The organism is Serratia bockelmannii, assembly GCF_051803255.1.
Classification (GTDB): Bacteria; Pseudomonadota; Gammaproteobacteria; order Enterobacterales; family Enterobacteriaceae; genus Serratia; species Serratia bockelmannii.
In genome coordinates, this window is the sequence record NZ_CP196512.1 from 3,715,705 (window position 1) to 3,740,685 (window position 24,981).

The following is a 24,981-nucleotide window of genomic DNA, read 5'->3' on the forward strand; positions in this document are numbered from 1 at the left end:
CAGCGTGGTGTGGAAACGTATACACTCAAAGCACTTCACCTCTCGCCGACAAGGATAACTATGTCCTACCAAGCCTCCCCTACGCGTTATCAAGATATGGAATACCGGCGCTGTGGCCGCAGCGGGCTGAAGCTGCCCGCCGTCTCGCTCGGGCTGTGGCACAACTTCGGCGACGCCACGCTGTATGACAACGCCCGCGGCCTGATCCGCTGCGCCTTCGATCGCGGCATTACCCATTTCGATCTGGCCAATAACTACGGCCCGCCGCCCGGCGCCGCCGAGGAGAACTTTGGCCGCATTCTCAACGCCGATCTGCGGGCCTGGCGCGATGAGCTGATCGTCTCATCCAAAGCCGGTTACACCATGTGGCCCGGCCCCTACGGCGATTGGGGCTCGAAAAAGTACCTGGTCGCCAGCCTCGATCAGAGCCTGAAGCGCATGGGATTGGAGTATGTGGATATCTTTTACCACCACCGGCCGGATCCGGACACGCCGCTGGAAGAAACCATGGCGGCGCTGGATTTGTTGGTGCGCCAGGGCAAAGCGCTGTATGTCGGCCTGTCCAACTACCCGGCCGAGCGCGCGCGGCAGGCGTTCGACATTCTGCAGCGGCTCGGTACGCCGTGCGTGATCCACCAGCCCAAGTATTCGATGTTGGAACGCACGCCGGAGGCGGAATTGCTGGATACGCTGGCGGAGCATGGCGTCGGCTCGATCGCCTTCTCGCCGCTGGCGGGCGGCCTGCTGACCGACCGCTACCTGCACGGCGTCCCGCAAGATTCCCGCGCCGCCAGCGGCAGCCGCTTCCTGCAGCCGGAGCAGTTGACCGACGAGCGGCTGGACAAGGTGCGCCGCCTCGATGCGCTGGCGCGGCAACGCGGGCAGAAGCTGTCGCAGATGGCGCTGGCCTGGGTGCTGCGCGGCGATCGCGTTACCTCGGTGCTGATCGGCGCCAGTAAGAATGCGCAGATAGAAGACGCGGTGGGCATGCTGGCCAATCGTCACTTCAGTGAAGAAGAGCTCGCGCAGATCGAGAAAATCTTATTGTAATCGTTTACAAATTCCGCCGCTCAATCGAGCGGCGAGACTCCAGAAAAATCTCAAATCTTGGCCTCCCGCACCGTTTTCAGAGTGGCTCTCAGATTCAACCCTATGCGCTGGCGCTATGATGCCGATATTGCAGCAAAATAACGATAAGGCCGCTTTTTTAAACTGATGAACGCGCTTCATAAAGTGACAAACGGCCAAGCCGCGCAAGCGGGAAGGAGAAGCCATGTTTAAACCTCTGCTCTTGGCCGCCATCTTGGCGGCGACGGTACTGCCCGCCGCACAGCAAGCACACGCCGAAGGGATCAGCATCGATCTGATGCCGGGCGTTTCACTGCGCATCGGCGATCAGGACAATCGCGGCCGTTACTGGGACGGTTACGACTGGCGCGATCGCGACTGGTGGCAAGGCCATCAGGGGCGCTATCTCGGCGACCGCAGCCGTCGCGGTTACTACTGGGACGGCTATCGCTGGCGCGACCGCGACTACTGGCGCAAACACTATTACTATCATGAAGGACGCTATCGTAAATACGACAAGCATTACGATAAGCACCATTGGAAGAAAGAGAAAAAGCACCACCACGATCATGACCGCGATCGCTGGCGCCGCCACGGCGATGACGACCGCGATTAACGACGACGGGCCGGCGTAATGCCGGCCCGCGTTTTTTTTGCCTACAGCACGCTGCCGATCAGCAGGTAGCCGTTCAATCCCACCACCACCAGTACGATCAGCTTGCCCAGGTTTTGCACCAGCGGGCCGTTGACCATTTCCCCCATCAGCGCCCGATTACCGGTGAAAGCCAGCAGCGGCACCAGCGCCAGCGCAATGCCGAAGCTGAGCAGCACCTGACTCAGCACCAGAATGCGCGTGGCGTCCATTCCCAGCATGATAACGATAAACGACGGCAGCATGGTCACCGCGCGACGCAGCCACAGCGGGATATGGAAATGCACAAACCCCTGCATCACCACCTGCCCCGCCAGCGTGCCCACCACGGTAGAGGAGAGACCGGCGGCCACCAGGCTCAGGCCAAACACGGTGGCGGCGGCTTGCCCGAGCAGCGGTTGCAGCGTCAGATAGGCCACGTCGAGATCGGCGATACCGCTGTGGCCGCTGAAATGAAACGCGGCGGCGGCAGTGGCCATCATCGCCAGGTTGACGAAACCGGCGATGGTCATGGCGACGGCGACGTCGACTTTGGTGGCGGCATAGCGCTCCGCCTTATCGTGCTCACCGCCGACTTGGGTAAGCGACGAATGCAGATAGATCACGTGCGGCATGATGGTGGCGCCCAATACCCCGGCGGCCAGAAATACCGCGTCACCGTTGGGCAGATCGGGCAGCGCCATCCCCTTCAGCAGCGGCGAAAGCTGCGGCTGAGAGAATGCCAGCTCGACGATGTAAGCGGCGGCGACGAATAGCAGCAGGCCGCCAATCACCCGCTCCAGCGGCTTTTGCCCGCGTTTTTGCAGCATCAAAATTAAAAAGGTGGCGATGCCGGTCAGCACCGCGCCCTGCAACAGGGAAATCCCGAGCAGCAGCTTGAAGCCGATCGCCGCGCCGATAAACTCGGCCAGGTCGGTCGCCATGGCGATGATCTCCGCCTGCACCCAATAGGCCCACACCGCCGGCCGCGGAAAGCGATCGCGAATGTGCTCAGCCAGGTTTTTTCCGGTAGCGATGCCCAGCTTGGCAGACAACAGTTGGATCAGCATCGCCATCACGTTGGCCCAGACCACGACCCACAGCAGGCTGTAGCCGAACGAGGCGCCGGCCTGGATGTTGGTGGCGAAGTTACCGGGATCGATATAGCCGATAGCGGCGATGAAGGCGGGCCCCATCAGCGAGAGTTTGATTTTTCTGGCGGAGCGACCGGGGGTGGTTTCAACCACGCGACTGTTCAGCATATGTTGAACCCTTACTGAAATTACGTTTATCTCCACTCTATATAAATGATAATAATTATCAAGCGCATTTAGAGCGGTAAAACTTATCTCTGTAATAGCCAACATTAATGGTTTTATCGAAGGGTCCGACACCAAGCATGCCGATTTCCGTGCTTTTGGGATGGGATTTTAGCTGCAATACCCCTGAAAGACAGGTTAGCACAAGAATACGAATTTCCTATCTCTGCGTTAACATCTTGATTTTTTATGCTTTTGCGCAACACTTTAGGAGAATTCCCGCTATGATTTTCCATATTTGCAATAGAAGTCTCGTTTTTAAACGTAGCGTTACATAAAATGACAGCCGAAATTCAGCCTGCCTCAAATTTGGAGCAAACATGTCCCATATTGCGCACTTTGCGTTGGCGATAGTAGTGGTGGCGATCCTGGCCCTGTTGGTGTGCCGCGATCGTAAAAGCATCCGCATTCGCTATGTTATTCAATTACTGGTTATCGAAGTACTGCTGGCCTACTTTTTCCTGCATTCGGAAGCGGGTTTGGGCTTCGTAAAAGGATTCGCCGCGCTGTTTGACAAACTGCTCGGGTTTGCGGGACAAGGGACTGATTTCGTGTTCGGCGGCATGGGCGACAAAGGCCTGGCGTTCTTCTTCCTGAAGGTGCTGTGCCCGATCGTCTTCATTTCGGCGCTGATCGGTATTCTGCAGTACATCAAAGTGCTGCCTTTCATCATCCGCATTATCGGTACCGTGCTGTCGAAAGTGAACGGCATGGGCAAGCTGGAGTCGTTCAACGCCGTCAGCTCGCTGATCCTGGGCCAATCCGAAAACTTCATCGCCTACAAGGATATCCTGGGCAAGATGTCGGAAAAGCGCATGTACACCATGGCGGCAACCGCGATGTCTACGGTGTCCATGTCTATCGTCGGCGCCTACATGACCATGCTGGACGCCAAGTTCGTGGTGGCGGCACTGGTATTGAACATGTTCAGCACCTTTATCGTGCTGTCGCTGGTCAACCCGTACGACACCAATAAAGAAGAAGAGCTGCATCTGGGCAATCTGCACGAAGGCCAGAGCTTCTTCGAAATGCTGGGTGAATACATCCTGGCCGGCTTCAAAGTAGCGATTATCGTCGCCGCGATGCTGATTGGTTTCATCGCCCTGATCGCCGCGCTCAATGGCGTATTCAGCGCTATCTTCGGCCTGAGCTTCCAGGAAATCCTCGGTTACTTCTTCTATCCGTTCGCCTGGATCATGGGCATTCCTAAACACGAAGCCCTGCAGGTCGGCAGCATCATGGCCACCAAGCTGGTTTCCAACGAATTCGTGGCCATGATGGAGCTGCAGAAAGTCTCTGCCGAGCTGTCGCCGCGCAGCCTGGGGATCCTGTCGGTGTTCCTAGTGTCCTTCGCCAACTTCTCTTCCATCGGCATCGTGGCCGGTGCGATCAAGGGCCTGAACGAACACCAGGGCAACGTGGTGTCGCGCTTTGGTCTGAAGCTGGTGTACGGCTCTACGCTGGTCAGCATCCTGTCCGCTTCCATCGCGGGTCTGGTGCTGGGCTAAGCCTCGAACCGACGACGATAACAAGGCGCCTGCGGGCGCCTTTTTTATTGCTTGTGACCCGTCCTGAATAGCGTTGACACATTTTACTCACGCACAGAGGAAAATGTGATGAACCAGTATATTAAACGCACACAACGCGATTACTCTCTATCCTTTAAACTGGCTGTCGTCGAACAGGTCGAAAAAGGCGAGATGACATACCGCCAAGCGCAAGATCGCTACGGTATCCAAGGCAGCCAGACTGTCATGAACTGGCTGCGCAAATACGGTCAACTTGACTGGCGAACTTCTCCTTCCACCAGAACGTGCGGAGACAACATGCCCAAACTCCCCCTGACACCCGAACAGCGTATTAAAGAACTTGAGCAGCAACTGGCTGAATCTGAAGTCAAAGCCCAGTTCTTCGAAGCTGTCGTCAAAGTGATGAACACCGACTTTGGCGCCACGCTGACAAAAAAGCAGCTAACCGCCTTATCGCGCAAACACAAGTACCGGGACTCACAGTAACGCGGGCCTGCCGATGGATGGGCATCAGCCGACAAGCGTGGTATCAGTCCCTGCAGCGTGAAGCAGGCAAAGAGGAGCAGGCCCGGCATCTCGTCGAACAGGTGACGGCCATCCGCTTGCACCAACCCCGACTGGGGACACGTAAGCTGCATCACCTGTTGCGGCAACACCCCGAACCGGCGTTGCATGTGGGCCGTGACCGGTTGTTCAGTATCCTGCGCTGCGCGCGGTTACTGGTGATGCCTAAACGGGCATATCACAAGACGACGCACAGCCATCATCGTTTTTATCGCCATCCCAACCTGCTAAAAGCGGGAGACAATCAAGTAATAGCCAGCCGTCCGGAACAGGTATGGGTGGCGGATATCACCTACCTGCCGCTGAGAACGGGGACGGCGTATGTCAGCCTGGTAACGGATGCCTGGTCGAGAAAAATCGTGGGATATCACGTGCATGACAGTCTGCATACCCGGCATGTCGCCTGCGCGTTCAAAATGGCACTGGCCGGCAGACGCACGGCGTTGCCGTTGGTGCATCACTCGGACAGGGGTATCCAGTACTGCTCGCAGGAATATCAGGCGTTACATCAGCAGTATGGCGTCATCTGCTCGATGACGGACGGGTATGACTGTTATCAGAACGCGCTGGCGGAACGGATAAACGGGATACTCAAAACGGAATACCTGCTCGGCAGGCCAGAAGATATCGCGCAGGCAAGAAAGATGGTCAGGGAGTCGGTGAACCTCTACAACACGCGGCGGCCGCACTTGTCGCTGAAATACAAAACGCCCGATGAGGTTCATCGGGCGTTATCCGGTTGAAAAGTGTCAACCTATATCAGGACTAGTCATTGGCATTCGGCGAAGGATAAATGACGAAAAGCAAAAAGCCGACCCTAGGGTCGGCTTTTTAAATGGTGGTGGAGCTAGACGGGATCGAACCGTCGACCTCTTGCATGCCATGCAAGCGCTCTCCCAGCTGAGCTATAGCCCCACAAAAGTGGTACGCGTTGACCGGCGTTACGGTATTCCCCAACCTCTCTGAGAAGAAGGTTGGTGGAGCTAGACGGGATCGAACCGTCGACCTCTTGCATGCCATGCAAGCGCTCTCCCAGCTGAGCTATAGCCCCGTTCCACAATCACTTTGTGCTGTGAACGGGGCGCATAATATGAAACCCATTCAAAGCTGTCAACGGCTAAATTGAATTACTGAATCAAGCGTTGAAAAAGCCGCCAAATCAGCATGTTTGGCGCCAAAAAATCATCAGTTTGTGCAGAGTTCATCCATTTTGCGCGCTACATCTCAAAATAGCAAAAGACCCTGCATATCACGTTGATTTTTAATTAACGGAATGTTAGCGAAATGCGCTTGAGTCGGGCTCCCGAGCGGCATAGACTGCCCGCGCCATAAACTTTATTACTATAAACCGAGTCCGTCATGTCTTTGCATTCACCAAAAGAAATCGCCGCCCTCGCCGTTCAGGCCGGGGTAAACAAAAGCCGCGCCCCTCTCGCTAATCTGTTGATTCTGGGCTTTCTCGCCGGCGCCTTTATCGCCACCGGCTTCCTGCTGGATATTCACGTCATCGGCACCCTGCCGGCTGAATGGGGCTCTTTCGGCGCCCTATTGGGCGCCGCGGTCTTCCCTATCGGTTTGATCCTGACCATTCTGGCCGGCGGCGAACTGCTGACCGGCAACATGATGACCTTGCCGATGGCCTGGTTTGCCCGCGAAATCCCCGCCATCGCCGTGCTGCGCAACTGGTTTTGGGTCACTCTGGCCAACCTGGCCGGCAGCGTGGCCGTCGCGTACTTCTTCGGCCATTTGCTGGGCCTGACCGAAGGCGCGTTCTTGCATAAGACGCTGGCGATCGCGCAGGCCAAAGTGGATGCGGACTTCCTGCACGCCTTCATTTCCGGCGTCGGCTGCAACTGGCTGGTGTGCCTGGCGGTGTGGTTAGCCTTCGCCAGCAAAGATGTGCCGGGCAAAGTGATCGGCATGTGGTTCCCTGTCATGGCTTTTGTCGCCATCGGCTTCCAGCACGTGGTGGCGAATATGTTCATCATCCCGGCGGCCATCTTTGCCGGCGGCATGGGTTGGGAACAGTATCTGCCTAATTTCGTCGCGGTATTTCTCGGCAATGCGCTGGGCGGCGCCGGCTTTGTCGGGCTGATGTATTTCATCGCCTACCGTCCGGGTTTGCCGGCCGGCGAACAAGCCTGACAGCAAGCAATAAAAAAGCCCCGGGATCGCTCCACGGGGCTTTTTCATTTACGGCGTATCAGCCTAATCAGGCCTGGGCTTCACGCTCGGCGATGTAAGCCAGCGCCATATCGATACGCTGCAGCGAGCGCTTCTGGCCGATCGCATGCACGGTCACGTCCATGCCCGGCGACTGGCCGGCGCCGGTCACCGCGACGCGCAGCGGCATGCCGACTTTGCCCATGCCGACACCCAGCTCATCCGCCGTGCCCTGAATGGCGTCGTGCACATTTTCCGGCGTCCAGACGGTGATGGCGGCCAGCTTGGCACGCACCGCTTCCAGCGGCTGACGCGCGACCGGGCGCAGGTGCTTCTTGGCGGCGTCGGCGTCGAACTCGCTGAAGTCTTCGTAGAAGTAACGGCAAGACTCCGCCATCTCTTTCAGCGTCTTGCAACGCTCGCCCAGCAGCTTGACGAGGTCTTTCAATTCCGGACCGTTGCGGGTTTCAATGCCCAGTTGCTCAACGTGCCATGCCAGATGCACCGCCACTTCTTCCGCCGGCATATGGTTGATGTAGTGGTGGTTCAGCCACTGCAGCTTCTCGGTGTTGAAGGCGCTGGCGGATTTGTTGATCGCTTCCAGCGTGAAGAACTCTTTCATCTCATCGATGGAGAAGATCTCCTGATCGCCATGGGACCAACCCAGGCGCACCAGGTAGTTCAGCAGCGCCTGCGGCAGATAGCCGTCGTCGCGGTATTGCATAACACCCACGGCGCCGTGGCGCTTGGACAATTTTTTACCGTCGTCGCCGAGGATCATCGACACGTGCGCATATTCCGGCACCGGCGCACCCAGCGCTTTGAGAATGTTGATCTGGCGTGGGGTGTTGTTGATGTGGTCTTCACCGCGGATCACATGGGTGATTTCCATATCCCAGTCATCGACGACGACGCAGAAGTTATAGGTTGGCGAACCGTCGGTGCGGCGGATGATCAGATCGTCCAGCTCCTGGTTGCTGAATTCGATCGGGCCGCGAATTTTGTCGTCGAAGATCACCGACCCTTCCTGCGGATTGCGGAAACGCACCACGTGCGGCTCGTCGTCGGTGTGGCTGCACTGGCTGTCGCGGCAGTGGCCGTCGTAACGCGGCTTCTCGCCGTTTTCCATCTGCTTCTCGCGCAACGCTTCCAGACGTTCCTTGGAGCAATAGCATTTATAGGCCGTGCCCTGCTCCAGCATCTCGTCGATGACCGCGTTGTAGCGATCGAAACGCTTGGTCTGGAAATACGGGCCTTCATCCCAATCCAGGTTCAACCAGTTCATGCCATCCATAATTGCGTCGATCGCGTCCTGGGTCGAACGTTCCAGATCGGTATCTTCGATACGCAGAACGAACTCACCGCCCGCATGGCGGCTGAACAACCAGGAGTAAAGTGCGGTACGCGCGCCGCCGACGTGGAGATAGCCGGTCGGGCTCGGTGCAAAACGGGTTTTGATTTTCATTGGGTTCACTGCCTTATTACGCAACGCGTGTCGGCGATGGCCGACGATTGCTCGGAATTGAAAAAAGAGTGGACGACATTGTATCACCACGCGCTAATTCCTCAACGCCGACACGATATTGCGCCGGTCGATTTCGCGCGTTTTGCGGCGAGTTTCGCATAGCGTTGCGCAAAGAATCAGCGCTACTGGCGATAATTATCGCGCCCTGCCTAAATTTGCGGCGAACGATTGAAATCATTTTAAAAAGCGTTGACTCACTTTGAACTATCCCTATAATGCGACTCCAACAAGACGGGGCGATTAGCTCAGTTGGTAGAGCATCTCCTTTACACGGAGGGGGTCGGCGGTTCGAGCCCGTCATCGCCCACCATCTTGTTGAGAAAAATGAGAACGAATGAGGGTGATTAGCTCAGTTGGTAGAGCATCTCCTTTACACGGAGGGGGTCGGCGGTTCGAGCCCGTCATCACCCACCATCATTCTCTCGTTTAGCAGTACCTGGAAGTCCTGAAGTGGGTGATTAGCTCAGTTGGTAGAGCATCTCCTTTACACGGAGGGGGTCGGCGGTTCGAGCCCGTCATCACCCACCACTTCTGCGGGTCGTTAGCTCAGTTGGTAGAGCAGTTGACTTTTAATCAATTGGTCGCAGGTTCGAATCCTGCACGACCCACCAATTCAGAAAAAAGCGCCTTTTGGCGCTTTTTTCGTTTCTGCGCCACCTGACTCTGCCTTTATCTTCTTACTGACATGGCCCACTGAGTCGTGCGGGTGAGATCCTGCGTTCAGGTTCGAGCATCGCGCAGCGATACGACAACGCGCAGCGTTGCCCGTAGGGTGAGGCCACAGGCCGAATCAATCCTGCACGACCCACCCATTCAGAGAAAAGCGCCTTTGGGCGCTTTTTTCGTTTCTGTCTCACCCACTTCCCTTTTCTTCGTATTCTTTCTTTATTCACCACGCGCTGAGATACGAATGGTTATCATTTTGCCGGCTTGAATGGTAAATTAGCGAGCATCCACCACGCAGCCAATCCGCCGCCGGATTGATACGCCTTAGTTCAAGGAAAGAAAGAGCCCGCTCATGACCCTATCCTTACGCCAGCTGTTCATTGCATTTATCGCCACCTCCAGCCTGTTGCTCAGCGGCTGCGGCCCGGACGACAAGAGCGACGAGCAAAAACCGTCCGCCCCTGCTGCCGACAGCAGTTGGCCGCGCACCATCGACAGCGCCAAAGGGAAATTCACGCTGGAAAAACCGCCGCTGCGCATCGTGTCCACCAGCGTCACCATCACCGGTACGCTGCTGGCGATCGACGCCCCGGTGGTCGCCAGCGCCGCCACCAGCCCAAATCCCCTGGTGGCCGATAAACAAGGCTTCTTTACCCAGTGGAGCGAAGTGGCCAAACAGCGCCACGTCGAACGGCTGTATCAGGTGGAGCCCAATGCCGAAGCCGTCGCCGCCGCCGCGCCGGATTTGATCGTCGTCGCCGCCACCGGCGGGGATTCAGCGCTGAAGCTGTACGATCAGCTGTCCGCCATTGCGCCGACGTTAGTACTCGATTATGGCGACAAAAGCTGGCAACAGCTGGCCAGCGAGCTCGGTGAGATCACCGGTCACGAAGCCGGCGCCAAACAGGCGGAAGATCGTTTCGAACAGCGTGTGGAGCAAGTGAAGCAGGCGATCACCCTGCCGCCACAGCCGACCACGCCGCTGGTGTATGCCGACAACGGCCGCGAGGCTATGCTGTGGACACCGGGCTCCGCCCAGGGCAAGCTGCTGACCCAGCTTGGCTTCCAATTGGCCACCCCGCCGGAAAGCGCCAAAGGCAACGCCAGCATGGGTAAACGCCATGACATCATCCAGATCTCCGGCGAAAAAATGGCCGAAGGCCTGAACGGCAAAACCCTGATCCTGTTCGCCACCAATGAGCGCAAAGTGCAAGAGGTGCTGACCAACCCGTTCCTTAAACATCTGGAGCCGGTGGAACAGCGGCACGTCTACGCCGTCGGCAACGACACCTTCCGCCTCGATTATTACAGTGCCACCAACATGCTGAACCAAATCGAACGGCTGTTCAAAAAGCCCTGAGCCACGCCGTCGGCAGGTCAGGCTCCTGCCGACGCTTTCAACAAGCGGGGCGACCGTTCACATTCAATCAATTGAAATATCAATAGTTATTAACATCGTCAACGCACCTTTGCCACCAACCGGCGGGTGCATGCGGGCGTAAACTCGTGCTACTATTAGCGCCCGCATGAACGCAAATAACAATGAGAATAAAAATCATACAGGAGTTACCGGTGTGAACGTACCCACTCCGACTGAGCGGACGCTTTCGTCCGCACCGCACGCAGCTTACGCCAGTGGCTTCAAACGCCTCGCCGGGTTCGGTATCGGTTTGGTGCTGTTGCTGCTGTGCATCATTGCCAGCCTGATGCTGGGTTCCAAGGCCATCCCCTTCCATACCGTCTGGCTCAGCCTGCAGGGCGCCGCGAGCGGTTCCGACAGCACCATCATTCTCAACGCCCGGGTGCCCCGTACGCTGGCGGGCATTTTAGCCGGCATGGCGCTCGGCGCCGCCGGCGCGCTGATTCAGGCGTTGACGCGCAATCCGCTGGCCGATCCCGGCGTGCTCGGCATCAACGCCGGCGCCAGCTTCGCCGTGGTCATCGGCATCATGTTTTTCGGCGCCGCCACCACTGAAAGCTATATGGCCTATGCCTTCGTCGGCGCTGCCCTCACCACCCTGCTGGTCTACCTGATCGGCACGCTGGCGGGTGGGCGCATCAACCCGGTGCGGCTGACGCTGGCCGGCGTGGCGATCGGCGCGGTACTGCTCGGCATCACCACCGGGCTGTCGCTGATCGATCCACAAACCTTTGACCAACTGCGCTTCTGGCAGGCCGGCACGCTGGATATCCGCACGCTGTCCACGCTGCCGGTCACCGCCCCCGCCATTTTGCTCGGCTGCCTGCTGACGCTGCTCATCGCCCGGCCGCTGAATACCATCGGTATGGGGGAAGATTTGGCTATCGCGCTCGGCGCGCGCGTAGTGCTGACTCAGATTGTCGCGGTGGTCGCCATCACGCTGCTGTGCGGCGCGGCGACCGCCACCGTCGGCCCAATCAGTTTCATCGGCCTGATGGTGCCGCATATCGCCCGCTGGTGGGTCGGCCCCGACCAGCGCTGGATCCTGCCCTACTCCATGCTGCTGGCGCCGATTTTACTGCTGTGCGCCGACGTGGTCGGCCGCTTGCTGGCGGCCGGTGAACTGCGGGTTTCCATCGTGGCGGCCTTCATCGGTGCGCCGGTGCTGATCTGGCTGGTGCGCCGCAAGAAAACACTGGGGGGTCTGTAATGAGTCTGCCCCACATGTTGCATATCGGCCGCCCGGACGGCGTCATCAACGGGCGCCTGCCGCTGCGCCTGCTGCTGGTCAATCTTTCGCTGCTGGCGTTGTGCCTGGCGATGGCCGTTGCCGCGCTGTGCTACGGCACACTGCAACTTTCGCTGGAACAGGTCTTTGCCGCGCTCAGCGGCGAGGCGCCGAAAAATCTGGTCACCGTGGTCACCCAATGGCGTTTGCCGCGTATTGCCATGGCGCTGTTGTTAGGCGGCGCGCTCGGCATGAGCGGCGCCATCTTCCAGTCGATTATCCGCAACCCGCTCGGCAGCCCGGACGTGATTGGCTTTAACATGGGGGCTTACACCGGCGCGCTGATCGCCATCACCCTGTTCAACGGCGGCTATTACTACATCGCCGGCGGCGCGCTGGCCGGCGGCATTCTCGCCGCGCTGGCCATCTACCTGCTGGCCTGGCGGCAAGGCATCGCCGGCTTCCGGCTGATCATCGTCGGCATCGCCATCAGCGCGGTCTTGGTCTCCACCAATACCTGGCTGATCATCACCGCTTCGCTGGAGCGCGCCATGGACGCCGCCATGTGGCAGGCCGGTTCGCTCAACGGCATGACCTGGCAGAAAGCCCAGCCCGCCACGGCGTTCATCCTGCTGGCGGCCGCGGCCGCGCTGCTGATGGGCAAACGGCTGCAGCTATTGGAAATGGGCGACGACACGGCGCGCGCGCTGGGCGTGAACGCCGAAGGCAGCCGGCTGTGGCTGATGCTGTTCGGCGTTACCCTCACCGCCGCCGTCACCGCCACCGCCGGGCCGATTTCCTTTATCGCGCTGGCGGCGCCGCAGATCGCCCGCCGCCTGGCCGGACAATCCTCGGTCACCCTGACGTCATCGGCGCTGATGGGCGCAGCGCTGCTGCTCAGCGCCGACGTGGTGTCCCAACATCTTTTCGCGCCGATCCAACTGCCGGTCGGGGTCGTGACCGTCTGCATCGGCGGCCTGTACCTGATTTGGCTGCTCATCCGTGAGGCCCGCAGATAATGAAGAGTGATAATGCCATGAGCCACCGCCTGCACGCCTCGCACCTGAAGCTGGGCTACGACAATAAAATCATCGCTGACGATTTGAGCGTGGCGATCCCCGATGGCGCCTTCACGGTGATCGTCGGGCCGAACGCCTGTGGCAAATCGACGCTGCTGCGCGCCCTGTGCCGCCTGCTGAAACCCAGCGCCGGCGAGGTGATGCTGGACGGCAAAAACATCAGCAGCTTCGCCACCAAAGCGCTGGCGCGCGAGCTTGGGCTGCTGCCGCAAACCTCGATCGCACCGGACAGCATTACCGTGGCGGACCTGGTGTCGCGCGGCCGCTATCCGCACCAGAGCCTGTTGAAACAGTGGACGCAGGCCGACAAACAGGCGGTGGAAGCCGCCATGGCGGCCACCAACGTCAGCCAGCTGGCGGATCGCAGCGTCGACGAGCTGTCCGGCGGACAGCGACAGCGCGTCTGGGTGGCGATGGCGTTGGCGCAGCAAACGCCGCTGCTGCTGCTGGATGAACCGACCACCTACCTCGACATCGCGCACCAAATAGAGTTGCTGGATCTGTTCCGCCAGCTCAACCGCGAGCGCGGCCAAACCCTTATCGCGGTGCTGCACGATCTCAACCACGCCTGCCGCTATGCCGATCACATCATCGCCATGCGCGACGGCAAGATCGTGGCTGAGGGGAAACCGGCGGAGATCATTACCGCCGAGCTGGTGGAACGGGTGTTCGGCATGCCATGCATGATCATCGACGATCCGCTGTCCCACACGCCGCTGGTGATCCCGCGCGGCCGCTACCACTGCGACGCGCCGCAGGCATGAAAAAGGCCGGGTTAACCCGGCCTGTGCCTTATTTCTCCAGCGACACCTGCTTGAAGATGTGTTTGCCGAACGGGTCTATTTCGTAGCCTTTCACTTCCTTGCGCACCGGTTCGAAGATGGTCGAGTGCGCGATCATCAGCGCCGGCATCTGATCGTGCATCATCACCTGCGCCTGCTGGTACATCGCCACCCGCTTGGCATGATCGTTCTCTTCACGCGCCTGCAGGATCAGCTGGTCGAACGGTTTGTAGCACCATTTCGCCGAGTTGGAGCCGCCGAGCGAAGCGCAGGTGAACAGCGGGCCGAAGAAGTTGTCTGGATCGCCGTTGGCGGTGGTCCAGCCCATCAGCGCGGTCTGGTGTTCGCCGTTTTTAATCCGCTGCAAATATTCGCCCCACTCGAAGGTGACGATTTTGGCGCGCACGCCGATTTTAGCCCAGTCGGCCTGGATCATCTCCGCCATACGCTTGGCGTTGGGGTTATAGGGCCGCTGCACCGGCATCGCCCATAGATCGATATCGAAGCCCTGCCCCAACCCGGCCTCCTGCAACAGCTGCTTCGCACGCTCCGGCGAATACGGGTAGTCTTCAAGCTGCGCGTTGCTGCCCCATTGGGTCGGCGGCAGCAGGTTCTTGGCCGGCTGGCCGGCGCCGTGGAACACCGCGTCGATGATCGCCGGCTTGTTGACCGCCAGCGCCAACGCCTGGCGCACCTTGACGTTATCCAACGGTTTCTTCTGGGTGTTGAACGCCAGGAAGCCGATATTCAAGCCGGATTTTTCCATTACCTGAAGGTTGCCGTCCTGCCGCATGCGCGCCAGATCCGCCGGATTAGGGAACGGCATCACCTGGCACTCGTTCTTTTGCAGCTTGGCGTAACGCACCGTCGCATCCGGCGTGATCGAAAACACCAGCCGATCGATCTTCGGCTTACCTTCCCAGTAGCGGTCGAACGCCTTGTAGAGGATTTTCGCGTCTTTCTGGTACTGCACCAGCTGGAACGGCCCGGTGCCGATCGGATCGTTGTCCACCCGCTGCGGCGTGCCGGCCTTCAGCATCGCGTCGGCATATTCCGCCGATAATAGGGTGGCGAAATACATGCCCAGATCGGCGACGAACGGCGCCTCGGCGCGGGAGAGCTCAAAGCGCACGGTGTGGTCATCCACCTTGACGATCCGGTCAATCAGCGTGCCGAACTCCATCGACTCGAAGTTGGTGTAGGCGCCGTTGGAGACCTTGTGATACGGGTTGTTGGCGTCCTTCTGGCGCATAAACGAGAAGATGACGTCATCGGCGTTGAAATCGCGGGTGGGCGTGAAATATTTATTGCTCTGGAATGCCACGCCCTTGCGCAGGTGGAAGGTATAGCGCTTGCCGTCTTCGCTCACTTCCCAGCTCTCCGCCAGGCTGGGTTGCAGCTCGACGGTGCCGGGTTTGAAATCCACCAGCCGGTTGTAGATCGCCGCCGAACTGGCGTCTACCGTGGTGCCGGAGGTGAACAGCTGCGGGTTGAAGCCTTCCGGCGAGCCTTCGGAACAGTAGACCAGCGTATTGGCCCGCGCGCCGCCGGCAATCGCCAACGCCAGCAGCCCGATCGTTATTGCTTTTCTTTTCATTGCGCTATCCCCAGTGGTGAAAAAACAGCCGAACGGATAGCAATAAATCATGCTGTTAGCGATGTAAAGGACAAATTCCGCGCATAAAAACGGGCAGGCGCGCAAGCGGCCTGCCCCGGTGAAACGGCGCGAGGATGATGAAATTAAATCATCTGGCTGAAGTTCATCTGCGCCATCAGCTTATAGTTATCGGCGTAGTCGACCGGAATGGCCACCACCACCGGCCCCTGGATCTCCATCGCCTTGCGCAGCATCGGCCGCAGATCTTCCACCGACTGCACGGCGAAACCGACCGCGCCGCAGGATTCCGCGTAGGCCTTGAAGTCTATCGGCCCGAACTCCACGCCGGATTTGCGCTGGTATTTGTTCACTTCCTGCATTTCCACCATGTTGTAAGCGTTATCGACCCAGATCACGTGCACGATGTTGTTTTTCAGCCGCACCGCGGTCTCCAGCTCCATGCTCGACTGCATGAAGCCACCGTCGCCGGAGATTGACACCACCTTGTCGCCGGGGCGCACCAGCGCCGCGCCAATGGCCCACGGCAGCGCTACCCCCATGGTTTGCTGGCCGTTGGAGATCAACAGCTGGCGAGCGCGGAAGCTGTAAAGATAGCGGGCGATCCAGATGTGGAAACTGCCCATGTCCACGCACAGCGTCACGTCGTCGCTGACGATGTCCTGCAGCTCCTTGACGATGCGCAGCGGGTGGATCGGCATGCCGCCGCGGCGAGCGGCGCGCTCCGCCAGTTCAGTGCGCTGGCGGCCGAGATCGGTGAGGATCAGCTCCACTTCCGGCGGCACGCAGACCGCCTCAGTGAACGCTTCGGTCATCATGTTCAGCGTAGCGCTGATGTTGCCCACCAGCTCGACGTCCGGCCGATAGCAGGTATCGATATCCGCCGGCAGCACGTCGATATGCACCAGCTTCAGCCGCCCGTGGCTGTTCCACATGCAGGGATCGTATTCGATCGGATCATAACCGACGCTCACCACCAGATCGGCCTTCTGCAGCAGCTGATCGGCCGGCTGGTTGTTAAACAGGCCGACGCGGCCGGCGAAACGGGCAAAGTGGTTGACGTCGATCACCCCCGCCGCCTGATAGGTGCCGACCACCGGCATATGGGTGCGGTACAGCAGATGGCGCACCGCCTCGCTGTTCTCCGGCCGGCTGGCCTGCAGGCCGAGCAGCAATACCGGGCATTTGGCCTGGCGGATCAGTTTCACCGCCGCCTGAATGTCGTCTGCCGCGGCGGCCCCCATGCGCGGCAAGCGGCAGCCCGCCAGTACCGGCGCGCTGACCGGTTCATTGACGATATCCATCGGCAGGCTGACGAACGATGCCCCCGGCCGGCCGAACTCGGCGCGGCGGAAGGCGTTGGCGATCACCTCGGAAATCGCCGAACCGGCATGCACTTCGGCGCAATACTTGGTGACCGGCCGGAACATGCTGACGGTATCCATGCTCTGGTGCGTCTGCTTCAGGCTGTCGGCGCGCTTCACCGCCCCGCCGAAGGCCACCACCGCGTCCCCTTCCGAGGTGGCGGTAGCCAGCCCGGTGATCAGGTTGGAGCTGCCCGGCCCGGAGGTGACCAGCGCCACCCCGGCCTTGCCGGTCAAGCGGCCGACCGCCGCCGCCATAAAGGCCGCGTTGGCCTCATGACGCACCACCACCGTTTCGATCGACGGCGCGTCCTCCAGCGAGTCGAACACCCGGTCGATCTTGGCGCCCGGAATACCGAAAACGTGTTTGACGCCCTGCGCTTCCAGGTTTTTCACCACCAAATCGGCGCCGCATTGCCAGTCATTGCCTGTTTTTTCCTGTGCCATGGTTCCACCTCCTAAGAAAACGATCGCCGGGGTTAGCCCTCGGCGGAACGAATCGCACGATCCAAATCCTCTGGGCAGAGGTTGGCGCGCAAGAAATCCGCATCATGCGGTAACTGAAGATTGAGACGCGTGATGACGCCGAACTGCAGACGGCCATGATCGAGCTGATAGTCCAGCACGTGGCCGCCGCCGCTGCGGTCGTCGGTAACGAAGTGTTCGTGATAGCCGGCCACGCCGATGCCCTGCATGTAATCCGGCGATCGGAAGCCGACCAGCGTGCCGCGCCGCTGATGGAACGAGAAGGTCGGCTGCTCTTCTATCGCTTCCAGCATCGGGCGATAAGGCCGTTCCTGACGCGGTACGGTGCGGGTTTCGACATGGCTGAACTCACCGTCCACCCGCACCGCGCAAAACAGGTTCGGCGAGGCGACCTGTTCGTCGATGCACTGGTGCAGCTGTGCCTTGGTGATCGGCCGGTCGAATTGCTGGCTGACGCTGGGCTGGAAAAAGGTGACGACGGCGAAGGGGGTTTTCTGTTGCAGGCCGGCCGGCCGGGCGCTGCCGTCGGCGCGCAGCTGGTGTATTTCCTGGTCGAAAGCGATCAGTTCACCGTCCAGATGATTGAAGGTGCCGAGGCCGAAGTTGCCGTGTTTGAGCAACTCGGCAATGGTGGTTTCGCCCTCATAGACCCCGTCGATGAGCGCGCTCATCAGCGAGATTTGATAGATTTCGCCCTCCCCGGCGTTGATCGACTGCCTGGCAAAACCCTGCGCCAAATGGCGCGCACAGGAACACCCGTGTTTTTCGTTCATGACTAACTCCTCCACCAGCGCGGGATCGCGGTTCCGCGCGTTCAAAAGACCCACCGACGGCGGGCCAAGATGCCTCTCAGGCGCGTTCATCAGTTGGAACGATTCAGCCTGAGGCGACAAAAAAACCGGCACGGCTGGCCGGCCGATATCCAGAGTCAACAGCATGATGAGTGAAAGTAAAGGCTCACTAATCATTAATGCTGGATCGGATATCAAATTGAACGGTTAATCTGGTGTTGGAGCGACTATCAACTCCGCAGGCGGCTCGCGCATCCTGGGAAAAATATCTGTTATTTAGTGCTAAGCGCCGCGAGGTTTATGCGTTTTCTCTCTATACGGCCGGGATAAGGCGGCGTTGAAGCCCGTCGTCAACCCGCAGCCAGAGTAGCCGCCGCGCCGCCGGCAGAGAAGCGGGTATTCATAAGAAACGCTTTTGCATATAATGCAAAAATGAATGACGCCCGCTATGTAGAACATCTGCCAATTTTTCTCGACGTGGCCCACCTGGGCAGCTTTTCCGCCGCCGCGCGCCAGCTGGGTATGGTGCCTTCTTCGCTGGTGCGCCATATCGATGCACTGGAAAGCGCGCTCGGTGCGACGCTGTTCGTGCGCTCCACCCGCGGCCTGTTGCTGACCGACGCCGGCGAGCTGCTGCTGACGCGCGCCACCGCGCTGATGACGGACATTACCGGTCTTCGCGCCGAGCTGAGCGCGCTGAACGAAACGCCGCAGGGCACGCTGCGCATCAGTTGTCTGCCGACCTTCGGCAAAACCTATGTGCTGCCGCTGCTGCCGACGCTGGCGGAACGCTACCCGCAGCTGTGGGTCGACCTCGATCTGACCGAACGCCTGACCGATCCGACGCAGGAACGGCTCGACGCCGCCATCCGCATTGGCGAGCAGAAGGACAGCGCGCTGTACGCCAGCCGCATCGCCACCCAACGCTGGGTAATGTGCGCCAGCCCCGCCTACGTCGCCCGCTATGGCCTGCCGGCCGATCTGGAAGCGCTGCCGCAGCATCGGCTGATCGCCCGCTACCACAAGCAGCAGCCGGCCTGCTGGGCGCAGATCCTCGACGCGGCGCTGATGAGCCGCTGCACCATGGCGCTGCGCTGCGACGACTTCACCGCGCAGCGTCAGGCCGCACTGCTCGGGCTCGGCATCGCCTTTCTGCCCAACTGGGTGGTGGGGCCGGACGTGCAGCACGGGCAACTGGTGCAGATGCTTGAAGATCCGCGCCATGAGCAGCAAGGCATCTATCTGCTGCGCCCGATGGCGAAGGTGTCCGCCCGGCTGGCTGCCTTCACTGCCCTGCTGCAGCAAACCATCGGTCAGCCGCCCAGCTGGGGGTAAAGCGGCGTCACTCGGCCATGCAGGGCCGGGTTGTCGCTCTCGTCCTTCAGCTCGATGCCGCTCAGCCGCCGCTGGAACGCCTGCTCCAGCAGCCAGGCCAGGCGGAACGCCGCCTGCGGGTAATCCAGCCCCTCGGGCCGTACGTTGGAAATACAGTTGCGCTCGGCGTCCGTTCTGCGCGCGCTCGGTCCCCAGGTCAAATAGATGCCCAGACTGTCCGGCGACGACAGCCCCGGCCGTTCGCCGATCAGCATCGCCACCGCCCGAGCCTGCAGGCATTCACCGATCTCATCCCCCAGCGCCACCCGCGCCTGATGCGCCAGCACCACCGGTGCCACGGTCAGCCCCAGCGTATCGAGATAGGGCCGCAGCGCTTGCAGCAACGGCAGCGCCTGGCGGTGCACCGCCTTGGAGGAGAGGCCGTCCGCCACCGCCAGCAGCAGATCGACGCGGCGCGGCGGTAAACCAAGCAGCAGGCTGCGGCTATCCGGCGCCAATCGCCGCCCCAGATCCGGACGGCGCAGGTAGGCGGCGCGGTCGCCAGCCTGGCTGTGCACCGCCAGCGTGGGCCAACCGGCATCGTGCAGATCCGCCGCCAGCCGCTCGCTGTCGAAAGGCTGATGCACCGCGTCGCGCGCCTGGGCATGGGCCAGGCCGAAGCGCAGCAGCTCGTCGGTCGGCAGACTGGCGCCGGTGCGCCCCAGCGCGATGCGCGCGTCGGTAAAGGCGCGCAGCACATCCCAACTGTTGACGTGAACCGGTTTGCTCATGTCCGTTCTCCCTGCAGCGCCAGCAACAGCGGGTGATTGGCGGCGGCGTCGCGCAGCCGCCCGCGTTCGTCGGTGATGTTCATCGCCGCCAGCCAGGCGGCGAACTCCGGCGCGTGCTTCAGCCCCAGCAGCTCTCGGATATAGAGCGCGTCGTGGAATGAGGTGCTTTGGTAGTTGAGCATGATGTCATCCGCGCCCGGCACGCCGATCAGGAACGTCAACCCGGCGGCGGCCAATAGCGTCAGCAGCGTGTCCATGTCGTCCTGATCGGCTTCGGCATGGTTGGTGTAGCAGACGTCGCAACCCAGCGGCAGGCCGAGCAGCTTGCCGCAGAAGTGGTCCTCCAGCCCGGCGCGGATAATTTGTTTGCCGTCATACAGGTATTCGGGGCCGATAAACCCCACCACGGTGTTGATCAGCAGCGGTGAGAAATGGCGCGCCACCGCATAGGCACGCGCCTCACAGGTCTGCTGATCGACGCCGTGATGCGCGTTAGCCGACAGGCAACTGCCCTGCCCGGTTTCGAAGTACATCACGTTATCGCCCAACGTGCCGCGCTTGAGGCTCAGCGCCGCCTGCTGCGCTTCCGCCAGCAGCGCCAGACTGATGCCGAAACCGCGATTGGCCGCTTCGGTACCGGCGATCGACTGAAACACCAGATCCACCGGCGCGCCGCGCTCCATCAGCCGCAGCGTGTTGGTCACATGGGTCAGCACGCAGGATTGGGTGGGAATGGCGAAGCGCTGGATCACGTCGTCCAGCATGTAGTTGAGCTTTTCCAGCAGCGGCAGGCTGTCGCTGGCTGGATTGATGCCAACCACCGCATCACCGCTGCCGTACAGCAGGCCGTCCAGCATGCTGGCGGCGATGCCCTGCAGGCTGTCGGTCGGGTGATTGGGCTGCAGCCGCACGCTGAGGTGGCCCAGCAGGCCAATCGTATTGCGAAAGCGCGTCACCACCCGGCACTTTTTCGCCACCAGGATCAGATCCTGATTGCGCATGATCTTGCTCACTGCCGCCGCCATCTCCGGCGTAATGCCGGTGGCCACCTGCGCCAGCATGGCGCTGTCCGCCTGCTCGCTCAGCAACCAGTCGCGAAAATCGCCGACCGTGAGGTGCGAGATGGGCTCAAAGGCGGCGGCGTCGTGGCTATCGATGATCAGGCGCGTCACCTCGTCCTGCTCGTACGGCACCAGCGTCTGCTGCAGGAATGCCTTGAGCGGCAAGTCCGCCAGCGCGATGCGCGCCGCCATGCGCTCTTCGGCGCTTTGCGCCGCCACCTCCGCCAGATAATCGCCGGAACGCGCCGGCGAAGCCTTCGCCATCAGCTGGCGCAGATCGCCAAAGCGATAGCCGCGTTGGCCCACCGTTGCCTGATACATAGCCCCCTCCCTTGCCCCGAGTGACGAGATAACAACCCTGCACCAAGTGTAGTCAGTGGGAAAAGAAAATTATTTTGCACGCGATCGCCGCCATCACGCTTCTCTCCATTTCACCCGCCGCCGCTTCGGGTTACAGTAGCCGCGAAAACAGGAGGGGTGATGGATCCGCAACGGCAAATTATCGACTGGCTGCAACAAGATAGCGCGCGCATGGCCGCCCTGCGCACCGTGCGCCGGCTCGGCCTGAATGACTGGTGCCTCGGCGCCGGCTTTGTGCGCAACCTGGTGTGGGATCGGCGCCACGGCTATGTGGAGCCCACGCCGCTCAACGATATCGACGTGATCCACTTCGATGCGCAGCGGGCGGACGCCGAACGCGATCGCATGCTGGAGGCGCGGCTGCAACAGTGGCTGCCGCAGCCGTGGTCGGTCAAGAATCAGGCGCGCATGCACCTGCGCGGCGGCCGGGCGCCCTACCGCAACAGCGAAGAGGCCATCAGCTTCTGGACTGAAGTGGAAACGGCGATCGGCGCGCGTCTGAACGCCGACGACAGCATCACGCTGGTCGCCCCTTTCGGGCTCGCGGCGCTGTTCGACGACACCATTACCTTCAACGTGAAAAATGGCGATCGCACAGCCTATGCCCAGCGTGTGCTCGACAAAGGCTGGCTGTTGCGCTGGCCGCGTCTGCGGCAGGTAAAGATTTAGCCGCCGCTGCCGATACCCTGATCAGCGATATACCGACTCAGGGAGAGCATCCATGTCGACCACCATCACCATGATCGTACCGATCAAAAATACCGTTCCCGGCGTCAGCAACGTCTTTAGCGCGCCGGGCCATCAGGGCGAATTGCTGATGGCCAAACCGGTCAACAACCAGCCGCAAGGCGGCAAGATGGAGAAAAACGAACGCGCCAACGGCAATGAAGAACCGGCTAACCTCAACGAAAGCCGCGCCTCGGTGCGCATCAAGGCGCTGAACCGGCAGATTCAGGCGCTGCAGCAAAAGCTGGTGGAACTGAAGGACTCCAGCGCCGACCCCAAAGAGATCGAAAAACAGAAACAGCTGATCGAAGCGCAGATCAAGATGTTGCAGGCCGAGATCGCGCGCATCCAGAAAGAAGAAATGGAAAAGCAGCAGCAGGAGCAGATGGCAAAAGCCGCAGCGCAAGCCGGCGACGGCGTAAACCGCCCAACGCCGCTCAACGCAGTGGACGTCTATATCTGACTCAATATTCCGCGCTTTCCTGCCGGCGCTGGTGCAGCAGCGTCGCCTGCTGACGCGCCACCTGCCAGATGGCCTCCGCCGCCGGCGTCAGCGAGCGGTTCTTGCGCCGCACCAGCATCAACGCGCGGTTAATTTCCGGCACCAGCCGCCGCACCCTAAGCCGTCCCCCTTCCGGCAACGGCAGCGCCAACGCCGGGAAAATGCTGATGCCAATCCCCTCCGCCACCATCGGGAACAGCGTCGCCGGATGGCCGATTTCCTGCACCACCTGCGCCTCCACGCCCTGCTGTCTCAGCGCACTGTCGATCAGCGGTCGGCTGCCCGACGCATAATCCTGCAACACCAGGCGGCAGCCGTTCAACGCCGACCAACGCACCGCCTGCTGCGCAGCGAACGGATGATCGTCGCGGCACAGCAACAGGAAAGGCTCGTGCAGCACCGCTTCGCACTCCAGATCCACCGCCTGTACCGGATCGACCACGATGCCGAAATCCACCTCGGCGTTGCGCACGCTGTGCAGCACCTGCTGCTGCGCCTGATCGCGCAGCATGATGCGGATCTCCGGGTATTCACGCTCGCCGGCGGCGATGCACTGCGGCATCAGATGGGCGGAAATGGTTTGGCTCGTCGCCACCCGTACCGTGCCGCTGCGCTGTACGCCAAAGCTGCGCGCATCCAGCAACGCGGCCTGCAGTTCATCCAGCAGCCGCTCGACCCGGTTGGCCAACCGCAGACCGGCGTCGGTCAACGCCACCTCACGCGTGGTGCGATCCAGCAGGCGCACGCCGACCTCCGCCTCCAGCTCTTTCACGCTGTGGCTGACCGCCGATTGCGTCAGGCCGATCGCCTCACCGGCGCGGCTGAAGCTGCCGTGGCGGGCGATGGCGACAAACACCCGCAGCTGTTTGAGTGAGTAATTCATGTGTTTTATTCATGGATGAATTAAATAAATCAATTTTATTATTATATGCCCGCGCGGGAGAATAGCCCCATCGATTTTCTACCCGAGCGCATCGCCATGAGATTCCTGCCCGATCGTTTTACCCTGACGCTGATCGCCACCGTGCTACTGGCGTCGTTCCTGCCGGCGCGCGGCGAGTTCGTCGGCTGGCTCAACGCCCTGACCATCGCCGCCATCGCCCTGCTGTTCTTCATGCACGGCGCCAAGCTGTCGCGCGAGGCCATCCTGGCCGGCAGCAATAACTGGCGGCTGCATCTGTGGGTGATGTTCAGCACCTTCATCATTTTTCCGGCGCTGGGGATGCTGTTCGCCTGGTGGGCGCCGATCGACGTCAGCCCCGAACTGTACGCCGGTTTCATCTACCTGTGCATTCTGCCCGCCACCGTGCAGTCGGCCATCGCCTTCACCTCGCTAGCGGGCGGCAACGTCGCGGCGGCAGTGTGCAGCGCTTCCGCCTCCAGCCTGCTCGGGATCTTCGTATCGCCGCTGCTGGTCGGCCTGTTGATGAACGTGCACGGCGATACCGGCGGCCTGCGGCAGGTCGGTTCGATCGTGCTGCAGCTGCTGGTGCCGTTTGTCGCCGGCCACCTGCTGCGACCGCTGATCGGCGGCTGGATCGAGCGCCATCGGCCGCTTATCGGTAAAACCGACCAGACCTCGATTCTGCTGGTAGTGTACGCCGCCTTCAGCGAGGCGGTGACGCACGGTATCTGGCATCAGGTGGGGATCGGTTCGCTGGCGTTTATCGTCGGCGGCAGCATCGTGCTGCTGGCGATCGTGCTGGTGGTGAACACTTACATGGCGCGTTGGCTGGGGTTCAGCAAAGCGGACGAGATCACCATCGTATTCTGCGGTTCGAAGAAGAGCCTGGCGAACGGCATTCCGATGGCCAATATCCTGTTCCCGGCGGCGACGGTGGGGATCATGGTGCTGCCGCTGATGGTGTTTCATCAGGTGCAGCTGATGACCTGCGCAGTGCTGGCCAAAAGATACCAGCGCAAGCAGCGAGCGCAACAGGCGGTGCCCAACGCCAACGCACAGGCGTCGCGCGGGTAAAAAAAGACGGGCCAAGGCC

At 60.6% G+C, this 24,981-nt stretch carries 20 protein-coding genes, 6 tRNA genes, 1 other RNA gene and 1 pseudogene; 18 read left to right on the top strand and 10 right to left on the bottom strand.

Going from position 1 to position 24,981, the window contains the following annotated elements:
- The first annotated feature begins 60 nt into the window (after positions 1-60).
- Both mgrA and ACSJLU_RS17725 read left to right on the top strand, forming a co-directional pair.
- On the top strand, positions 61-1,050 hold the full coding sequence (gene mgrA, locus ACSJLU_RS17720) for an L-glyceraldehyde 3-phosphate reductase (RefSeq protein ID WP_060433780.1): 990 nt from the start codon (positions 61-63) through the stop codon (positions 1,048-1,050).
- Positions 1,051-1,273: 223 nt separating this feature from the next.
- Entirely contained in the window at positions 1,274-1,684 is a 411-nt protein-coding gene (locus ACSJLU_RS17725) for a DUF2502 domain-containing protein (RefSeq protein WP_025303761.1), read from the top strand.
- 41 nt (positions 1,685-1,725) lie between these two features.
- Here the strand turns inward: ACSJLU_RS17725 and ACSJLU_RS17730 are convergent, their stop codons facing one another.
- A complete protein-coding gene (locus tag ACSJLU_RS17730; protein ID WP_149570106.1) occupies positions 1,726-2,961 on the bottom strand; it encodes an Nramp family divalent metal transporter in 1,236 nt (411 codons plus the stop codon).
- Between the two features lie 377 nt (positions 2,962-3,338).
- On the opposite strand from ACSJLU_RS17730, the gene ACSJLU_RS17735 reads away from it, so the two are divergent.
- Positions 3,339-4,526: a NupC/NupG family nucleoside CNT transporter gene (locus ACSJLU_RS17735; RefSeq protein ID WP_004936373.1), complete on the top strand. Its 1,188-nt coding sequence runs from the start codon at positions 3,339-3,341 to the stop codon at positions 4,524-4,526.
- A 108-nt stretch (positions 4,527-4,634) separates the two neighbouring features.
- Positions 4,635-5,880 (top strand): annotated as a pseudogene (locus ACSJLU_RS17740) (IS3 family transposase).
- 70 nt (positions 5,881-5,950) lie between these two features.
- Here ACSJLU_RS17740 and ACSJLU_RS17745 read toward each other — a convergent pair.
- Both ACSJLU_RS17745 and ACSJLU_RS17750 read right to left on the bottom strand, forming a co-directional pair.
- Positions 5,951-6,026: transfer RNA gene (locus ACSJLU_RS17745), tRNA-Ala, on the bottom strand.
- 60 nt (positions 6,027-6,086) lie between these two features.
- A tRNA-Ala gene (locus ACSJLU_RS17750) sits at positions 6,087-6,162 on the bottom strand.
- A gap of 308 nt (positions 6,163-6,470) precedes the next feature.
- Here ACSJLU_RS17750 and ACSJLU_RS17755 point away from each other — a divergent pair.
- Entirely contained in the window at positions 6,471-7,256 is a 786-nt protein-coding gene (locus ACSJLU_RS17755) for a formate/nitrite transporter family protein (RefSeq protein ID WP_043143749.1), read from the top strand.
- Between the two features lie 67 nt (positions 7,257-7,323).
- Here ACSJLU_RS17755 and gltX read toward each other — a convergent pair whose 3' ends face one another.
- On the bottom strand, positions 7,324-8,739 hold the full coding sequence (gene gltX / locus ACSJLU_RS17760) for a glutamate--tRNA ligase (RefSeq protein WP_025303764.1): 1,416 nt from the start codon (positions 8,737-8,739) through the stop codon (positions 7,324-7,326).
- A 294-nt stretch (positions 8,740-9,033) separates the two neighbouring features.
- On the opposite strand from gltX, the gene ACSJLU_RS17765 reads away from it, so the two are divergent.
- The 9 genes from ACSJLU_RS17765 (at position 9,034) to ACSJLU_RS17805 (ending at position 13,956) form a co-directional block, all read left to right on the top strand.
- Positions 9,034-9,109, top strand: a tRNA-Val gene (locus ACSJLU_RS17765).
- A 28-nt stretch (positions 9,110-9,137) separates the two neighbouring features.
- A tRNA-Val gene (locus tag ACSJLU_RS17770) sits at positions 9,138-9,213 on the top strand.
- 38 nt (positions 9,214-9,251) lie between these two features.
- Positions 9,252-9,327, top strand: a tRNA-Val gene (locus ACSJLU_RS17775).
- Between the two features lie 7 nt (positions 9,328-9,334).
- Positions 9,335-9,410: transfer RNA gene (locus ACSJLU_RS17780), tRNA-Lys, on the top strand.
- A gap of 75 nt (positions 9,411-9,485) precedes the next feature.
- Positions 9,486-9,610: non-coding RNA, RtT sRNA (locus ACSJLU_RS17785), on the top strand.
- A 207-nt stretch (positions 9,611-9,817) separates the two neighbouring features.
- Positions 9,818-10,825, top strand: coding sequence for a Fe2+-enterobactin ABC transporter substrate-binding protein (fepB, locus tag ACSJLU_RS17790; protein WP_079450329.1), 1,008 nt, complete (start codon positions 9,818-9,820; stop codon positions 10,823-10,825).
- Between the two features lie 214 nt (positions 10,826-11,039).
- Complete coding sequence (gene fepD / locus ACSJLU_RS17795) at positions 11,040-12,095, top strand: Fe(3+)-siderophore ABC transporter permease (protein ID WP_142591496.1); 1,056 nt, start codon at positions 11,040-11,042, stop codon at positions 12,093-12,095.
- Positions 12,095-13,132, top strand: coding sequence for an iron-enterobactin ABC transporter permease (fepG, locus tag ACSJLU_RS17800; RefSeq protein ID WP_380825961.1), 1,038 nt, complete (start codon positions 12,095-12,097; stop codon positions 13,130-13,132). Before fepD ends, fepG begins: the two co-directional genes overlap by 1 nt.
- A gap of 17 nt (positions 13,133-13,149) precedes the next feature.
- On the top strand, positions 13,150-13,956 hold the full coding sequence (locus tag ACSJLU_RS17805) for an ABC transporter ATP-binding protein (protein ID WP_004936408.1): 807 nt from the start codon (positions 13,150-13,152) through the stop codon (positions 13,954-13,956).
- Between the two features lie 28 nt (positions 13,957-13,984).
- Here the strand turns inward: ACSJLU_RS17805 and ACSJLU_RS17810 are convergent, their stop codons facing one another.
- The 3 genes from ACSJLU_RS17810 to budA form a co-directional block, all read right to left on the bottom strand.
- Entirely contained in the window at positions 13,985-15,571 is a 1,587-nt protein-coding gene (locus tag ACSJLU_RS17810) for an ABC transporter substrate-binding protein (RefSeq protein WP_016926798.1), read from the bottom strand.
- Positions 15,572-15,714: 143 nt separating this feature from the next.
- On the bottom strand, positions 15,715-17,400 hold the full coding sequence (alsS, locus tag ACSJLU_RS17815; RefSeq protein ID WP_164099479.1) for an acetolactate synthase AlsS: 1,686 nt from the start codon (positions 17,398-17,400) through the stop codon (positions 15,715-15,717).
- 32 nt (positions 17,401-17,432) lie between these two features.
- Complete coding sequence (budA, locus tag ACSJLU_RS17820) at positions 17,433-18,212, bottom strand: acetolactate decarboxylase (RefSeq protein WP_025303770.1); 780 nt, start codon at positions 18,210-18,212, stop codon at positions 17,433-17,435.
- A gap of 450 nt (positions 18,213-18,662) precedes the next feature.
- Between budA and ACSJLU_RS17825 the strand changes: the two genes are divergently transcribed.
- Entirely contained in the window at positions 18,663-19,565 is a 903-nt protein-coding gene (locus tag ACSJLU_RS17825; RefSeq protein WP_164099478.1) for a LysR family transcriptional regulator, read from the top strand.
- Here the strand turns inward: ACSJLU_RS17825 and eutC are convergent.
- Together eutC and ACSJLU_RS17835 are read right to left on the bottom strand one after the other, a co-directional pair.
- Positions 19,544-20,335 carry an ethanolamine ammonia-lyase subunit EutC gene (eutC, locus tag ACSJLU_RS17830; protein ID WP_380825965.1) on the bottom strand — a complete coding sequence of 264 codons (792 nt, stop codon included), beginning with the start codon at positions 20,333-20,335 and terminating at the stop codon, positions 19,544-19,546. The genes ACSJLU_RS17825 and eutC overlap by 22 nt on opposite strands.
- Positions 20,332-21,717, bottom strand: coding sequence for an ethanolamine ammonia-lyase subunit EutB (locus ACSJLU_RS17835; RefSeq protein WP_197771143.1), 1,386 nt, complete (start codon positions 21,715-21,717; stop codon positions 20,332-20,334). The genes eutC and ACSJLU_RS17835 overlap by 4 nt, the downstream gene beginning before the upstream one ends.
- 159 nt (positions 21,718-21,876) lie before the next feature.
- Between ACSJLU_RS17835 and ACSJLU_RS17840 the strand changes: the two genes are divergently transcribed.
- Complete coding sequence (locus ACSJLU_RS17840; RefSeq protein ID WP_025303775.1) at positions 21,877-22,425, top strand: nucleotidyltransferase family protein; 549 nt, start codon at positions 21,877-21,879, stop codon at positions 22,423-22,425.
- Between the two features lie 52 nt (positions 22,426-22,477).
- Positions 22,478-22,945 (top strand): FlxA-like family protein, encoded by a 468-nt coding sequence (locus tag ACSJLU_RS17845; protein WP_025303776.1) that lies wholly within the window; start codon positions 22,478-22,480, stop codon positions 22,943-22,945.
- Position 22,946: 1 nt separating this feature from the next.
- On the opposite strand, the gene ACSJLU_RS17850 is transcribed toward ACSJLU_RS17845, so the two are convergent.
- Complete coding sequence (locus ACSJLU_RS17850) at positions 22,947-23,867, bottom strand: LysR family transcriptional regulator (RefSeq protein ID WP_380825967.1); 921 nt, start codon at positions 23,865-23,867, stop codon at positions 22,947-22,949.
- 96 nt (positions 23,868-23,963) lie between these two features.
- On the opposite strand from ACSJLU_RS17850, the gene ACSJLU_RS17855 reads away from it, so the two are divergent.
- Positions 23,964-24,962: a bile acid:sodium symporter family protein gene (locus ACSJLU_RS17855; protein ID WP_025303778.1), complete on the top strand. Its 999-nt coding sequence runs from the start codon at positions 23,964-23,966 to the stop codon at positions 24,960-24,962.
- Positions 24,963-24,981: the final 19 nt, after the last annotated feature.

Bases quoted from the DNA above. Each gene is read 5' to 3' on its own strand.
- mgrA (WP_060433780.1), top strand. From the start codon at position 61: ATGTCCTACCAAGCCTCCCCTACGCGTTATCAAGATATGGAATACCGG.
- ACSJLU_RS17725 (WP_025303761.1), top strand. From the start codon at position 1,274: ATGTTTAAACCTCTGCTCTTGGCCGCCATCTTGGCGGCGACGGTACTG.
- ACSJLU_RS17730 (WP_149570106.1), bottom strand. From the start codon at position 2,961: ATGCTGAACAGTCGCGTGGTTGAAACCACCCCCGGTCGCTCCGCCAGA.
- ACSJLU_RS17735 (WP_004936373.1), top strand. From the start codon at position 3,339: ATGTCCCATATTGCGCACTTTGCGTTGGCGATAGTAGTGGTGGCGATC.
- ACSJLU_RS17755 (WP_043143749.1), top strand. From the start codon at position 6,471: ATGTCTTTGCATTCACCAAAAGAAATCGCCGCCCTCGCCGTTCAGGCC.
- gltX (WP_025303764.1), bottom strand. From the start codon at position 8,739: ATGAAAATCAAAACCCGTTTTGCACCGAGCCCGACCGGCTATCTCCAC.
- fepB (WP_079450329.1), top strand. From the start codon at position 9,818: ATGACCCTATCCTTACGCCAGCTGTTCATTGCATTTATCGCCACCTCC.
- fepG (WP_380825961.1), top strand. From the start codon at position 12,095: ATGAGTCTGCCCCACATGTTGCATATCGGCCGCCCGGACGGCGTCATC.
- ACSJLU_RS17805 (WP_004936408.1), top strand. From the start codon at position 13,150: ATGAGCCACCGCCTGCACGCCTCGCACCTGAAGCTGGGCTACGACAAT.
- ACSJLU_RS17810 (WP_016926798.1), bottom strand. From the start codon at position 15,571: ATGAAAAGAAAAGCAATAACGATCGGGCTGCTGGCGTTGGCGATTGCC.
- alsS (WP_164099479.1), bottom strand. From the start codon at position 17,400: ATGGCACAGGAAAAAACAGGCAATGACTGGCAATGCGGCGCCGATTTG.
- budA (WP_025303770.1), bottom strand. From the start codon at position 18,212: ATGAACGAAAAACACGGGTGTTCCTGTGCGCGCCATTTGGCGCAGGGT.
- ACSJLU_RS17825 (WP_164099478.1), top strand. From the start codon at position 18,663: ATGAATGACGCCCGCTATGTAGAACATCTGCCAATTTTTCTCGACGTG.
- eutC (WP_380825965.1), bottom strand. From the start codon at position 20,335: ATGAGCAAACCGGTTCACGTCAACAGTTGGGATGTGCTGCGCGCCTTT.
- ACSJLU_RS17835 (WP_197771143.1), bottom strand. From the start codon at position 21,717: ATGTATCAGGCAACGGTGGGCCAACGCGGCTATCGCTTTGGCGATCTG.
- ACSJLU_RS17840 (WP_025303775.1), top strand. From the start codon at position 21,877: ATGGATCCGCAACGGCAAATTATCGACTGGCTGCAACAAGATAGCGCG.
- ACSJLU_RS17845 (WP_025303776.1), top strand. From the start codon at position 22,478: ATGTCGACCACCATCACCATGATCGTACCGATCAAAAATACCGTTCCC.
- ACSJLU_RS17850 (WP_380825967.1), bottom strand. From the start codon at position 23,867: ATGAATTACTCACTCAAACAGCTGCGGGTGTTTGTCGCCATCGCCCGC.
- ACSJLU_RS17855 (WP_025303778.1), top strand. From the start codon at position 23,964: ATGAGATTCCTGCCCGATCGTTTTACCCTGACGCTGATCGCCACCGTG.